The following is a 13,209-nucleotide window of genomic DNA, read 5'->3' as shown; positions in this document are numbered from 1 at the left end:
CGGCGCCGGTGCGGCGGCCGTGACCGGAGCCGTCAATAAAGTGATATCACAATGATAGTCTATGGCAATCACGTAATCTGGAGTCGGAAGGAGCGCCGATGACCGACACCGCCACCCCTGCGCCAGGGGTCGACCTGCCCGAGCCCGTCTTCCGCGAGCGGGCCGCGTTCACCCTGCCCGGCATCCCTGCGGCCCTGGTCGCGCTGGCCGCGCTGGCGGGCGGCGTCCTGCTGGCCCTGGCCGGGATCGGCGACGGCTCCGGGGGCGCGGTCGCCGCCGGGGCGGTGCTGGCGGCGGCCGGCGTCGTGGCCGGTTTCGGCCTGACCGTCGTCGCCCCGAACGAGGCGCGGGTGCTGCTGTTCCTGGGCCGCTACACCGGGACCGTGCGCCGGGACGGGCTGCGCTGGGTGAACCCCCTGACCACACGCCGCGCGGTGTCCACGCGCATCCGCAACCACGAGACCTCGGTGATGAAGGTGAACGACGCCGAGGGCAACCCGATCGACATCGCCGCGGTGGTGGTGTGGCAGGTGGAGGACACCGCGCGCGCCGTGTTCGAGGTGGACGACTTCACCGAGTTCGTCTCGACGCAGACCGAGGCGGGGGTGCGGCACATCGCCAACCGGTACCCCTACGACTCCCACCAGGCGGAGGTGCTGTCGCTGCGGGACAACGCCGAGGTGATCACCGAGCAGCTCTCCAAGGAGCTGTCGGAGCGGGTCAGCGCCGCCGGGGTGCGGATCGTGGAGTCGCGCTTCACCCACCTGGCCTACGCCCAGGAGATCGCCCAGGCGATGCTGCAGCGCCAGCAGGCCGGGGCGATCGTGGCCGCCCGGCGGCTGATCGTCGACAACGCCGTGGGCATGGTGGACATGGCCCTGCAGCGGCTCGCCGACGAGGACGTGGTCGAGCTGGACGAGGAGCGCAAGGCTGCCATGGTGAGCAACCTGCTCGTGGTGCTCTGCGCCGACCGCCCGACCAGCCCGGTCGTCAACACGGGCTCGCTCTACCAGTAGGGCTATGGGCCCCGCCGGGGCCCACGGCCCGCAGGGACGTTAGGGAACGGCACGATCACCTTGGCCGAGCGCAAGAAGGTCCTCCTGCGCCTGGACCCCGCCGTGCACGACGCACTGGCGCGGTGGGCGGGCGATGAGCTCCGCAGCACCAACGCCCAGATCGAGTTCGTCCTCCGGAAGGCCCTGGCCGACAGCGGCCGCATGCCCAAGAGCGCAGGCTCCCTCCCGAGAAGGGGCCGCCCGCCCAAGAGGCGCCCCGCGCCCGGCGACCAGGACACAAACGAGACGGCGGAGACGGCGGACCCGCCCGGAGACGACGAGGAATGACCGGCAAAAGCGGCGCGGCCCGGTGGGCCGCGCCGCTCTCGTCCAGGAGCGTCTCCCGTCAGTCGTGCTCCAAGATCGCCTTGAGGACGCTCTTCGGCAGCCCTCGCGAAGGTTGCCGAAGACCTGATCAGGCGGGCCCGACCCGGCGACGCGGCGAGTGCATCCAGCACTCTTACCGCAAATCGTGGCGCTAGGGCCGCCGTCTCGCCTAGCGCCAGGGGCCTGGAACACCCGGCAACGCAAACCAACCATCACGGGCAGCTGCCGACCGGCATGCCATGAATGGCATTTCCTACAATTACCTTAATTTACGAGAGCATCATCGAACTTGCGTAACAGCAAGGCGTGACACTCATGGCGGTCAGCGCCCCAGAACCGATACCCAGATCACGACTACCCACCGATCGGCAACATTTTAATTCCACTTGTTGCGACCAGCTTGTTGCCATCATAAAGCTGCACATAGAAGTTGAAGACCCGGTCCTCCGGCATCTTGCTGGCCCATTCGTCGCAGACGCGCCATCCCCCTCCAGCCTTCCCGGTACCGATGCAGCGAAACCCCTTGCGCCCGTTGTCGTGCACCGTACCTCGGACTTCGATGTGAGCACCGTCAGCCCGCGTATCCTTCACATAAACCCGGTCACCATAATCTCGGAAACAACCAACTCCGGCACGCTCTCTACCGTCGTAGACGGCGGCACACCACGAGTTAATTTTCGGTGAAGCGCTCGTCTTGTCCGCATAATCGGTATAGAGAGGGTCAGCCGACGCGCTCGGCGCCAGCCCCACCACCAAAGCACTCGAAGCGACTACAGTCACGATCATCTTCAAAAGCTTCATAGAGCAGTCCTTAACAAGTTCACACCAGAACCACATCACCCCGTCCATCATCCACAGAAAGGAAGGATGCCGGGGTCCGACCTGGCTCTAGCGCATACCTCTAGGCAAATTGCACCTGGACTGTACACCGCCACGACCGCCTATCGGGAGGCCCAGGAGACCTTCTCAAGCACGCACGCCCGTCGCCCACCCTTGGCGACCAGGATGCTTTTCCAGCTCAGTCCGATATACAGTGACCGGTTCCGGCCCCTAATCAGGCGAGCGCGGCGACGGCCTCTACAGGGTACCCACAACTCAGGCCAGCACTACAGCCATGGGTCCAGCGGGCCGACGGTTAATACAATGACGCGGCTCTTATCGCGGAGGGACACGACAGAGTCATCACTCAGGGCCGTGGCAACACGACAACGTATGCCAGCACACACTTATTCGACGCTAGGAGGCGGACACAGGCGCGGGAGGACAGAAAAAGGCGCCTCCGGATTAGCCTGCGGGCGCCCAACAGTTCTTGCGGGGCAGGCCACCATCGAGCCGCCACCACATTTTAAACCTTACGAAATTATTCAGAAAAGGGATTGGCAACATCTCCTTTTCCCGTCAAGCCCTTGAGGGCTAGGACAGATTTCCGGTGGGGCGAACTGAAATTACCGCCCGCCCCACCGGATCCTTTCTACTCACTCGTGTTCCAGGACCGCCTTCAGGAAGCTCTTCGTCCGGTCCTCGCGGGGGTCGCCGAAGATCTGCTCGGGCGGGCCCGACTCGGCGATGCGGCCCGCGTCGAACATGAAGACCCGGTCCGACACGTCGCGGGCGAAGCCCATCTCGTGGGTCACGCACAGCATCGTGATGTCGGTCCCCCGGGCGATCTCGCGCAGCACGTCCAGCACACCCGCGACCAGCTCGGGGTCCAGGGCCGAGGTGACCTCGTCCAGCAGCAGGATCTCCGGGCGCATGGCCAGCGCGCGGGCGATCGCCACGCGCTGCTGCTGCCCGCCGGAGAGCTGGGTGGGGTGCGCGTCGATCTTGTCGGCGAGCCCCACCATCTCCAGCAGCTCGACCGCCCGCTCGGAGGCCTCCTCCTTGGGGACCCCCAGGCTGTGCACCGGCCCCTCGGTGACGTTCTTGCGGACGGTCATGTTCGGGAACAGGTTGAACTGCTGGAAGACCATCCCGATGGTCTTCCGGTGCTCCCGCAGGTACTTCTCGTTCGCCGGGACGAGCTGGTCGCCCCGGTACATGTGGCTGAACGGCTTGCCGCCCACCCAGATCGTGCCGCCGTTGACGTGTTCGAGCGTCATCAGCAGCCGCAGGATGGTCGTCTTGCCCGAACCGCTCGGCCCGATCAGCGTCACGCGCTCACCGGCGTTGACGTCCAGGTCCAGCCCGTCCAGCACGACGTTGTCGCCGAACTTCTTGACGACCTTGTCGAACTTGATCAGCGGCTCGTTCCCAGGCTCCATGGCAGGGGCCTCTCCCCTCTGGTCAGACGGCTGCATATCGGCGCTCCAAGCGGCGGATCACCACCGCGGACGGCACGGCCACCAACAGGAACGCGGCACCGACCAGGGTGAAGGCCTCGAAGTAGCGGAAGTGGTCACCCCCCATGCCCTTAGCGACCGAGAGCATCTCCGGAACGCTGATGGCGAACAGCAGGGGCGTGTCCTTGAACAGGGCGATCAGGTAGTTCCCCAGGGCGGGGATCACTTTGCGGATCGCCTGCGGCAGTACCACCGCGCCCCACACCCGGTGCGGGGGCAGGCTCAGCGCGCGGCAGGCCTCCCACTGGCCCTTGGCCACCCCCTCGATGCCGGACCGGTACACCTCGGCCGTGTAGGTCGAATAGTGCACGCCCAGCACGACGATCCCGATGGTCAACGGCGACACATCGGAAAGCGCGCTGAGCGAGAAGATGAACACGAGCTGCACCAGCACCGGCGTGGTGCGGATGAACTCGGTGATCACGAAGACGATCGCGCCGACCACGGGGGCCCGGCGGACGATGGCCAGCACCAGTCCCAGGACCAGTGCCAGGGCGTAGCCCAGCACGGTGGCCTGCACGGTGACCCACAGCCCCGTCAGCAGGGCCGGCAGGAGCAGGCGGGTGAACTCCATGTCCCACACCATCAGCGGGCACCCCCCGTCGTCGTTCCGATGGACGGCGGCCGCAGCAGGCCCAGCAGGCTGTCGTCGGTGGGCCGCCCGAGCTTCCGGTTGGCCCGCCGCTCCAGCAGCCGCACGAGCACGATGAGCACCTGTGCGAAGAGGAAGTAGCCGACCAGGGCCACGGAGTAGACGGTGAACGTGTCCGCAACCGCGGAGGCACGGAAGTCGTCGGCCACCTTCGTCAGGTCCGTCAGGCCGATGAGGGAGACGATCGCGGTCGCCTTCATCAGTTCGATGACCAGGTTGCCGAAGGTCGGCAGCATCTGCGCCCACGCCTGCGGGAAGACGACCAGCCGGGTCCGCCGCCACCAGGTCATGTTCAGAGCGATGGAGGCCTCGGTCTGGGCCCGGGGCACCGCGTTGATCGAGGAGCGGACCACTTCGGCTCCGTAGGCGCCGACGTTCAGCCCGAGTGCCAGGATCGCGGCGAACTCGGTCTCCAGCCGGAAGCCCGTGATCTCCTGGAGGGAGTTGCCGAACCAGAAGAGCAGGACCAGCGCCGCGACGCCGCGGAAGACCTCGGTGTAGACCATGGCCACGGCCCGTGCGGCCTTGTTCCGCATGGTGCCCAGCGTGCCGACGACGACCGCGAGGACGAACGCCAGTGCCGCCCCGAAGACGGTCAGGCGAATGGTGAGGAGCGCTCCCTCCCAGTACAGGGGGAGCGAATTGATTACGAAATCCACTGTGGTGGTGTCACCCCGACGCTATTCGGCGCACAGCTGCTCGGTGGTGAGGTCGCCCGGGTCCGAGGTCTCGTCGAAGCCGAACGGCTCGACGGTCTCCCGGAGCGTGCCGTCCTCCTTGAACTGGGACAGGACCCCGTTGAACTCGTCGCGCACCTCGGTGTTGTCCTTGGCGAAGGCGAACCCGCCGGCCGGGCTGACCTCCTCGCCGTTCTCGTCGACCGGGATGAAGCCGTCGGTGACCTCGAAGTCCTCGCCCAGGTCGCGCTCTTCGAGCTGGTAGTTGAGCGAGAAGGTGCTCAGCGCGACCGCGTCCACACGGTCGTTCTGCAGCAGCTCGATGGCGTCGGCGGCGCCGCCGACCGTCTCCATCTGGCCCTCCGGGACCCCCGCCGCCTCGGCGTAGCCCTGCTCGACCGAGGCGTTGAGCACCGCGATGGTGGCGTCCTCGTTCTCGGCGACGCTCTCGTAGCTCACCAGCTCCTCCGGGTTGCCCTTGGGCACCATGAAGGCCTCCTGGACCCGGTAGTCCGGCTCCATGAAGGCGACCTCGTTGCAGCGCTCCGGGGTGATGTACATCCCGGCGGCCACCACGTCGAAGCGGCCGGACTTCAGGCCGGGGATGAGCGCGTCCCAGTCGACCGACTCGGCGCGCACCTCATCCACGCCCAGCTCCGCGGCCATCGCCTTGAGCAGCTCGGGGGCGGCGCCGGTGACCGTGCCGTCCTCGTCGATGTAGCCGAAGGGCGGCTCGTTGTTGATGGCGGCGGTGATGTACCCGCGCTCCTGCATCTCCTCCAGCGTCGCCGGGCCCTCATCGGCACGGGAGCACGCGGTCAGCGCCGTCGTCGCGACGACGGCCGCCGCCCCGATCGCGCCCGCACGGAGCCGGTTGCGACGCCCGTTCGCGCCGCGGGCGGCACCTCTGCGGGATTCCTGGTCGAACATTGCCATCTCCTTGCTCGGGGGTCGGGGGAACACGAACGGCGCCCCGCCCCGCGCCGAGGTGAGGCGCGGGTCGGGGCGCCGTGCGGTGAACTGGGGAATTCGTGCACATGGGGCACGGGAGCCCGCCCGTCGCACGACGCGGCCAGGCCCGGGGGGCCCATGCAGTGCGCTGCGGACTCACGTCCCCAGTCTTGAGTGCGCCCTAACGGGACGGGAATGCGGCGTTATGCACTGGTTATCGCCGGGCATGGCCGAATCCGGCCCCGTAACGATCAGGTAGCGCAATACGGTGACCCTGCGAAACACGCTGTTCACAGGGGGCGCATTTATTTCACCGGAGTGAAGTCCCGGGCACCGAGGAATTCCGGCCGCGGCTTCGGCGCGGCGAACGGCTCGACGCAGGCGTTGTCCACGCTGCAGAACACGATGAAGATGTTCGAGCGCGGGAAGGGCGTGATGTTGCCGCCCGAGCCGTGCATGACGTTGGAGTCGAAGAGCGTGGCGCCGCCGGCGGGCCCGGTGAGCACGTCGATGCCGTACATGTCGGCCAGCACGGCCAGGCTGTGCTTGTCCGGGACGCCGACCTCCTGGCTCTTGAGCGAGGAGCGGTGGTGGTCCTCGGGCGTCTCGCCGACGCAGGACACGAACGTCTTGTGCGAGCCCGGCATGACCATCAGGGCGCCGTTGTGCGCGTGGTTGTCGGTCAGTGCGATGGAGATGCTCGCCGCTCGCGGGGCGGGCATGCCGTCCTCGGCGTGCCAGGTCTCGAAGTCCGAGTGCCACCAGAAGTCGCCGCCGCCGAAGCCCGGCTTGTAGTTGACGCGGCTCTGGTGCACGTAAACGTCGCCGCCGAGGACCTGGCGGGCGCGGTCCACCACGCGCGGGTCGCGCACCAGGTCGGCGAAGACCTCGCTGACCTTGTGGACCTCGAACACGGAGCGGACCTCGTCGGAGGAGCGCTCCACGACGACACGCTCGTCCCTCCTCAGGTCCGGGTCCTCACTGAGCCGCCGGAGCTCGGAGCTGTAGGCCTCGACCTCGTCGGCGCTCAGCAGCGCCTCGGTCTGCACGTAGCCCGTGGACGCGTAGGAGGCGATCTCGTCGGCCGTGTAGGGGCCGCCTTCGCCGGAGCCCCAGACGACGGGGTGCCGGCGGTACAGCAGTGCGGGGGTGCTGTCCTTGCGGGTCGGGTACTCGTCCATGGTCTTCTGCTGGATGTCCATCAAAGCAGTCATGGCGCTACCCCGTGGGGTGTTCTCCCTCTTCCTCTATCGGTGTCGCTCTCTTGCGTTCCGGTCTCTTCCGATGGCCCCCGCCCCGGCCCCAGGGGGCCGGAGCGGGGAGTGCGGCGGGGCGGGGCCGCGCGGGGCGGCCCCGCCCACAGGGGGCAGCCGGGCTCAGGCCTCGGCCGGCTCCTCGGTGATCAGCGGGTACACGCCGTTCTCGTCGTGCACCTCGCGGCCGGTCACCGGGGGGTTGAAGACGCACAGCACGCGGAAGTCGGTCTTCGGGCGCACCGTGTGCTTCTCGTGGCCGTCGAGGAGGTAGAGCGTGCCGGGGGTGATGAGGTGGGTCTCGCCGGTCTCGTCGTTGGTGACCTCGGCCTCGCCCTCGATGCAGTGCACGAGCTCGATGTGGTTGGCGTACCACATGCTGGTCTCGGTGCCCGCGTACAGCACGGTCTCGTGGAACGAGAAGCCCACGCCGTCCTTGGCCAGGACGATGCGGCGGCTCCGCCACGTCTCGGTCTGGACGTCCGCGTCGGTGCCGTCGACGTCCTTGAGGCTGCGCACCTTCACTGTGGCTGCTCCCTTACTGTTCTTGACGCTGCACCGGTCCGCGGGACCCGCTTCCGGGCCCCGCGGACCGTTCCGGATGATGCAACCCGGTTTATCAGGGGACTAGGCGGGCTGGGCAACCCTTACGGCGGAACGCGCCGATTCCTCGATGATGTCCAGCCCGCGCTCCAGGTCCTCCACAGTGGTGGTGAGCGGCGGCAGCAGCTTGGCGACCTCGTCCTCGGGGCCGGAGGTCTCCAGGAGCAGGCCCCGCTTGAAGGCCTCGGCGGCGACCGCCTGGGCCGCGCCCTCCTGCTCGAAGCCCAGCCCGCGGGCCATGCCGCGGCCGCGCACGTGCGCACCGGCCTCGGCGAACTCCCCGGCGATCTCGCCCAGGCGGCGCTCGATCAGCGCGCCCTTGTCCAGCGTCGAGCGCTCCAGGTCCTTGTCGGCCCAGAAGGTGCGCAGCGCCGCGGCGCCGGTGGCGAAGGCCGGGTTCGGTCCGCGGAAGGTGCCGTTGTGCTCGCCCGGCTCCCACACGTCCAGCTCGCGCTTGAACAGGGTGAGGGCCAGCGGCAGGCCGTAGCCGCTGATCGACTTGGACAGGGTGACGATGTCCGGGGTGATCCCGGCCTCCTCGAAGCTGAAGAAGGGGCCGGTGCGGCCGCATCCCATCTGGATGTCGTCCACGATGAGGAGCATGCCGTACTCCCGGCAGACCTCCTCAAGGCCGCGCAGCCACCCGGCGCTGGCGGCGTTGATGCCGCCCTCGCCCTGCACGGTCTCCACGATGACGGCCGCCGGCTTGTCCAGGCCGCTGCCGCTGTCCTCCAGCAGGCTGCGCAGCCACAGGAAGTCCGGGGTCTGGCCGTCCATGTAGTTGTCGAACGGCATGGTGGCGGCGTGGCCCAGCGGGACGCCGGCGCCGCCGCGCTTCATCGAGTTGCCGGTGACCGCGAGCGCGCCCAGCGTCATCCCGTGGAAGCCGTTGGTGAAGCTGATGATCGTCTCGCGCCCGGTGTACTTGCGGGCGAGTTTGAGGGCCGCCTCGACGGCGTTGTTGCCCGCCGGGCCGGGGAACTGGACCTTGTAGTCCAGGCCGCGCGGCTCCAGCAGCACGTCCCCGACGGCCTGCAGGAAGTCGCGTTTGGCCGCGCTGTAGGCGTCGAGGCTGTGGACGATCGAGTCGCCGATCAGGTAGTCGAGGAGGACGGATTTGAGTTCGGGGTGGTTGTGCCCGTAGTTCAGGGAACCCGCCCCGGCGAAGAAGTCGAGGTAGGGGCGCCCCGATTCGTCGTAGACGTAGCTGCCCCGCGCCTCGTTGAAGACGACCGGCCAGCCACGGCAGTAGCTGCGGACTTCGGACTCGAGGCGGTCGAAGATCTCCATCGTGAGTTCCTTGGTTCCTTTCCCCAGGTTCGTGGGCTCTCGGCTCGACTGATCGGGGGTTTTCAGGACGTCATCGGGTCGCATCGTTCGGTCGCGCCTCCTGCTCGGCGCCGTACGGCGGGCGGTCCGCCGTTCAGCGGGCGGCGGGCGGACGGCCCAGCGGGCCGATCCGGACCAGGTCCTCGGGCTCGTGCCCGTCCCCGGCCCCCGGCTCGCCGTCCTCCGGAAAGTGCTCGGCGGCGAACAGCGGACTCCAGACCGGCTCGGTGCCCCTCGCACGGGCGAACGAGCCGAACAGGGCGCGGGAGGCCCCGTTGTCCGGCGTCACCGTCGCCTCCAGGTAGCTCGCCCCAAGGTCGCCGAAGCGCTCCGCGAGGTGGTCGAGCATCCGGCGGGCGAGGCGGCGGCCGCGCATCCGGGGGTCCACGCCCACCTGCCACAGGAAGTACGTACCCGGCTCGTCGGGGCGCATGAATCCGGTGACGAATCCGACGGGCGTTCCGTCGGCCTCACGGGCGATCACCGAGGTGCGCGCGAAGTCGCGGCACCAGAGGGTGTAGGCGTAGGGCGAGTTGAGGTCCAGGCCGCAGTCGCGGGCCAGGCGCCACAGCCGCGGGCCGTCCTCGGGCCCGGGGGCCGACAGGCGCAGGCCGTCGTCCGGCCGCCCCCCGTCCGGGCGTCCTTCGCCGTCCGGGCGGGCGGGGACGGCCGTGTCGGTCACGGAGGGGTGATCCCCCGCTCCGGTCCGGGCGGTCTCTGCGTCGTCGCTGCGTTGATGTGGCACGTCGAAAAAACTTAGCGAACGTTCCTGAGCAGCGTTTTTCGGCGATTCGCCGGAAATGTTTCGACCAGGTTTCAGCGGGTAGGGCTTGTCTATTTAGCACCCGCTGTCACGATGCGTCGACATCGGCCGGGGGCCGCATCTGGGCCCCCTGGGGGCGAAACGCTCCCGACTCACCTGGGGTTTCGGCCCGTCCGCGACGAGGGGCGGGCGGCGTCCGAGCGGCCCGGGGCGGCGACCGCCCCCCGCTCTCACCGGGTAAACATACGCCACCCGCAGCGAATCTTAAGGGTGGGCTAAGTCACACGAATCCGGGTGAAAGCCCGCGACAGACCGGGGCGCCTGTTCCCGGCAACGGCAAAGATCCGTCACAGATCCCCATCTGCCCAGGTCAGGGAGGTGGAGGCGAGAAGCTTCGCAGGTCCGCCCCTGCACACGCCCTCCGAAGGGCACCCCGGCCCCGGGCTTGAACACGGCGCCGATATTTAGCAGACTGCGCGTAGTACGACTCAACGTAGTACTACGTGCGGTGGCGACGTCTGCCCCGCGCACCCCAGCTCCGTCGCCGACCGGCGTCGCGGATCGAGAACGGGAACGGAGGCACCCGGTGAATCGCCTGTACCACGAGAGCGAAGACTGGGTCCGGCACGGCGCCTGCCGGCAGTACGACCCTGAGCTCTTCTTCCCGGTCAGCACCGCCGGCCCCGGGAGCCAGACCACGAGCCTGGCCAAGGCCGTCTGCCGCAGCTGCCCTGTTCGCCAAGAATGCCTGCGGTGGGCGCTGAGGGCCGGGGAGGCCGACGGCGTGTGGGGCGGCACCACTCCTGAAGAGCGCCGCTACATGCGCCGCGACCTCCTGCCGGTGGCGAGTTAGGGGACGCGCGGCGGCGGGTGCCCGGTGTGGAGGCCGGGTGCCCGCCGCTTTCGCGCGTGAGAGGCCTCGGTTAGGTTCGATGACCGTGCAGACCGCGAGCAACGGCGTACGGACCGTCAGCGGCGGCGTGTGGGCCTCCGGGGACGACGGCGCGCGCCGCCCGAGGAACGGAGCCCGCCGCGCGCGGCTCGTGGGCCGTGGCGGGCCGCGAACGCGGGATCGCGGCAGCGGGCGGCAGGAGGGTGGCGGCGTGCCACTACTCGCGGGGCCCGGCCACACGCGCGGTCTCGCGCACGACCTCACACGGCGCCCGGACCTCGGCGGTACACGCCCCCGGAGCCGCGGCGCCGCACGGCCCGCGCGCCCCGGCGGTACGCGCCCCCATGGCGGCCTCCAGGGGGCCGCCGCCCACGGTCTGCTCCACGCATTGCGCACGGGCCTGCTGGCGGCCGGGTGCACCGCCGTGGCATGGTTCGGCCACGCCGCATGGGGCGGGGCTCCCGCCCCCGTCTGGGCCGTCGTCGTGGCGGCGGCAGTGCTGTGGGGGCCATTGGCCCGCTTCACGCGCGTGCGGCGGGGGTTCGGGGCGATCCTCACCGTGACGGCCGGGGCGCAGGCGCCCGTACACCTGGTCCTCCTCGCCGCAGAGGCCGTGGGCGGCGCTCCGCACACCGCGCACACCGCGCACACGGTGTCCCACGGCCACGCCCCACTCGCCCATACGCCGCTCGCCGACGCCCACTGGCTCACCGGCCCCCGCCTTCTCGGGTACTCCCCCGACATGCTTGCCGGGCACCTGGTCGCGGCCCTCGTCGGCGCCGCCCTGCTGGCGTGGGGTGAGGACGCGCTGTGGGCGCTCGTGGGGGTGCTGTCGGAGGCGCTGCCCCGGTTCGTCGGCCCGGCCGCCGTCCCCGCTGCGGGGGCCGTGGCCGTCGGCGTGCCCCGGCTGCCCGTCCGGGCGGCCCGCCACGCCCCGCCGACCGGTGCACGCCCGCGCGGCCCCCCGCCTGCGACCGTGTATCGATGAGTCCCCGACCACGACCGGGCCGAAAGGGCCGACGATCATGACCACTCTGTTCAGCAGGACCACCACCCCCGGCAGCGGCCGGACGCGCCGCGCCGCAGCGCTCACCGGGGCCTTCACGGGGGCGCTCGCCGCCGCCACCGCTCTGGGGCTGGCCACCGCCCCGGCGGCGAGCGCGCACGACGTCCTCCTGTCCTCCACCCCGAAGAACGGGGACGAGCTCGACACCGCCCCGGAGACCATCGAGCTGACCTTCAGCGCCGACATCGGCGACGGCGGCAACGCGATCGCGGTCAACGGGCCGGACGGGTCCGACCACGCGTCGGGCGACATCACCATCGACGGGCCCGACGCCGAGATCGGCGTGGAGCCGCTGACCGAGGCGGGCGACTACACGGTCGCCTACCGGATGGTCTCCTCGGACGGGCACGTCATCGAGGACACCATCGACTTCTCCCTCTCCGAGGAGGCCGTGGCCGACCAGCAGGAGGGGGCGGAGGCGTCGGGCGACGACGCGGAGGGAGCGGCCGCCGGTGCCGAAGGGTCCGGCGATGACGCGGCGGCAGGAGACGAGTCCCCCGCCGAAGAGGCGCCGCCGTCGACGGACCCGGTGTCGATGTTCGGCCCGGTGGGCGGGGCGATCATCGGCATCGCGCTGCTGGCGCTGGTGGTGATCCTGATCCTCCGCATGCGCAACCGCCCCGGCGACAAGGACTGACCGAGGAGGAGACGGAAGAGATGACCGGCGTGGGCCCCGCCTGGGCGGGGCCCACACGCATGTCGGTGAAGCGGCTCGGAAACCGGCACAGCAGCCCCCCGCTCACCGGCCCCGGCCGGACGGCGGGCCGCCGGGAACGTCGTTGGGCGCGATTCCCGGCCCCGCCCGCACGTAACGCGGAGCTTTCTCCCAGGTCACGGCCATGCCGGGGTTCTCGGTGCGGGCCAAGGGGCCGCCCCGGGTGTCAAAGAGCGCGAACCCCGGGGCCGCGCCGCCCTCCCGGACCGAGAGCGGCCCGCCGCCCGGCAGGCAGGGCCCGGGAACCGCCCCGCTCACCCCGCCGCCGCCCATCACGGCGACCACGCACACGCGCACCGCCCGACGACGCCGCACGGGACGCCGACCGCGAATCACATGCGGCGGGCCAGCAGGATGCTGATGTTGTCCCGGCCCGAAGCGTCCATCGCGGCGCGCCACAGGGCGTACACCGCGCCCTCGTCGTCCGCCGCCTCGGCGATGATGCGCTCCATCTCCTCCTGGGGGACCAGGTCGCTCAGGCCGTCGCTGCACATCAGCCAGGCGCTCGGGTCGGGCTCGGCGTCGCGGCCGACGTGGGGCACCATCGCCGTGCTGCCGCTGCCCCCGAGCGACTGGGTGATGAAGTT

Annotated in this window: 15 protein-coding genes; 5 read left to right on the top strand and 10 right to left on the bottom strand. The window is 69.9% G+C overall.

The genetic code is table 11. The features are described from left to right. The first annotated feature begins 98 nt into the window (after nucleotides 1-98). Nucleotides 99-1,016 (top strand): SPFH domain-containing protein, encoded by a 918-nt coding sequence (locus D476_RS0104950; protein ID WP_017622867.1) that lies wholly within the window; start codon nucleotides 99-101, stop codon nucleotides 1,014-1,016. Between the two features lie 60 nt (nucleotides 1,017-1,076). Next, nucleotides 1,077-1,343 carry a hypothetical protein gene (locus D476_RS0104945; RefSeq protein ID WP_017622866.1) on the top strand — a complete coding sequence of 89 codons (267 nt, stop codon included), beginning with the start codon at nucleotides 1,077-1,079 and terminating at the stop codon, nucleotides 1,341-1,343. A 393-nt stretch (nucleotides 1,344-1,736) separates the two neighbouring features. Here D476_RS0104945 and D476_RS37245 read toward each other — a convergent pair whose 3' ends face one another. The 9 genes from D476_RS37245 to ectA all read right to left on the bottom strand — a co-directional run bounded on the left by D476_RS37245 (nucleotide 1,737) and on the right by ectA (nucleotide 9,868). After that, nucleotides 1,737-2,234, bottom strand: coding sequence for a hypothetical protein (locus tag D476_RS37245; protein WP_152529218.1), 498 nt, complete (start codon nucleotides 2,232-2,234; stop codon nucleotides 1,737-1,739). A 623-nt stretch (nucleotides 2,235-2,857) separates the two neighbouring features. Further along, nucleotides 2,858-3,643, bottom strand: a complete 786-nt coding sequence (gene ehuA, locus D476_RS0104940; RefSeq protein ID WP_017622865.1) for an ectoine/hydroxyectoine ABC transporter ATP-binding protein EhuA — start codon at nucleotides 3,641-3,643, stop codon at nucleotides 2,858-2,860. Between the two features lie 22 nt (nucleotides 3,644-3,665). Then, the gene (gene ehuD / locus D476_RS0104935) at nucleotides 3,666-4,307 is read right to left on the bottom strand and encodes an ectoine/hydroxyectoine ABC transporter permease subunit EhuD (RefSeq protein ID WP_017622864.1); all 642 of its coding nucleotides are present in this window, start codon (nucleotides 4,305-4,307) and stop codon (nucleotides 3,666-3,668) included. After that, complete coding sequence (locus D476_RS0104930; protein WP_017622863.1) at nucleotides 4,307-5,032, bottom strand: amino acid ABC transporter permease; 726 nt, start codon at nucleotides 5,030-5,032, stop codon at nucleotides 4,307-4,309. The genes ehuD and D476_RS0104930 overlap by 1 nt, the downstream gene beginning before the upstream one ends. A 21-nt stretch (nucleotides 5,033-5,053) precedes the next feature. After that, nucleotides 5,054-5,980: an ectoine/hydroxyectoine ABC transporter substrate-binding protein EhuB gene (gene ehuB / locus D476_RS0104925; RefSeq protein ID WP_017622862.1), complete on the bottom strand. Its 927-nt coding sequence runs from the start codon at nucleotides 5,978-5,980 to the stop codon at nucleotides 5,054-5,056. A gap of 326 nt (nucleotides 5,981-6,306) precedes the next feature. Next, nucleotides 6,307-7,203, bottom strand: a complete 897-nt coding sequence (gene thpD / locus D476_RS0104920) for an ectoine hydroxylase (RefSeq protein ID WP_017622861.1) — start codon at nucleotides 7,201-7,203, stop codon at nucleotides 6,307-6,309. 174 nt (nucleotides 7,204-7,377) lie between these two features. Further along, on the bottom strand, nucleotides 7,378-7,779 hold the full coding sequence (locus tag D476_RS0104915) for an ectoine synthase (protein WP_017622860.1): 402 nt from the start codon (nucleotides 7,777-7,779) through the stop codon (nucleotides 7,378-7,380). A 102-nt stretch (nucleotides 7,780-7,881) separates the two neighbouring features. Further along, complete coding sequence (gene ectB, locus D476_RS0104910) at nucleotides 7,882-9,147, bottom strand: diaminobutyrate--2-oxoglutarate transaminase (protein WP_017622859.1); 1,266 nt, start codon at nucleotides 9,145-9,147, stop codon at nucleotides 7,882-7,884. Nucleotides 9,148-9,280: 133 nt separating this feature from the next. After that, nucleotides 9,281-9,868 (bottom strand): diaminobutyrate acetyltransferase, encoded by a 588-nt coding sequence (gene ectA / locus D476_RS0104905; protein WP_017622858.1) that lies wholly within the window; start codon nucleotides 9,866-9,868, stop codon nucleotides 9,281-9,283. 667 nt (nucleotides 9,869-10,535) lie between these two features. On the opposite strand from ectA, the gene D476_RS0104900 reads away from it, so the two are divergent. The 3 genes from D476_RS0104900 to D476_RS0104885 all read left to right on the top strand — a co-directional run bounded on the left by D476_RS0104900 (nucleotide 10,536) and on the right by D476_RS0104885 (nucleotide 12,544). After that, entirely contained in the window at nucleotides 10,536-10,802 is a 267-nt protein-coding gene (locus tag D476_RS0104900) for a WhiB family transcriptional regulator (protein WP_017622857.1), read from the top strand. A gap of 427 nt (nucleotides 10,803-11,229) precedes the next feature. After that, nucleotides 11,230-11,829 carry a hypothetical protein gene (locus D476_RS0104890; protein WP_017622855.1) on the top strand — a complete coding sequence of 200 codons (600 nt, stop codon included), beginning with the start codon at nucleotides 11,230-11,232 and terminating at the stop codon, nucleotides 11,827-11,829. Between the two features lie 37 nt (nucleotides 11,830-11,866). Next, nucleotides 11,867-12,544, top strand: a complete 678-nt coding sequence (locus tag D476_RS0104885) for a copper resistance CopC family protein (RefSeq protein WP_017622854.1) — start codon at nucleotides 11,867-11,869, stop codon at nucleotides 12,542-12,544. A gap of 410 nt (nucleotides 12,545-12,954) precedes the next feature. Here the strand turns inward: D476_RS0104885 and D476_RS0104875 are convergent. Continuing rightward, on the bottom strand, nucleotides 12,955-13,209 hold a 255-nt coding region (locus D476_RS0104875; RefSeq protein WP_017622852.1), incomplete at its 5' end, for a PP2C family protein-serine/threonine phosphatase.

It is taken from the genome of Nocardiopsis chromatogenes YIM 90109 (assembly GCF_000341185.1).
GTDB lineage: Bacteria > Actinomycetota > Actinomycetes > Streptosporangiales > Streptosporangiaceae > Nocardiopsis_A > Nocardiopsis_A chromatogenes.
Note: the sequence above shows the minus strand (reverse complement) of the source record. Positions and strands in the feature narration are given on the sequence as shown.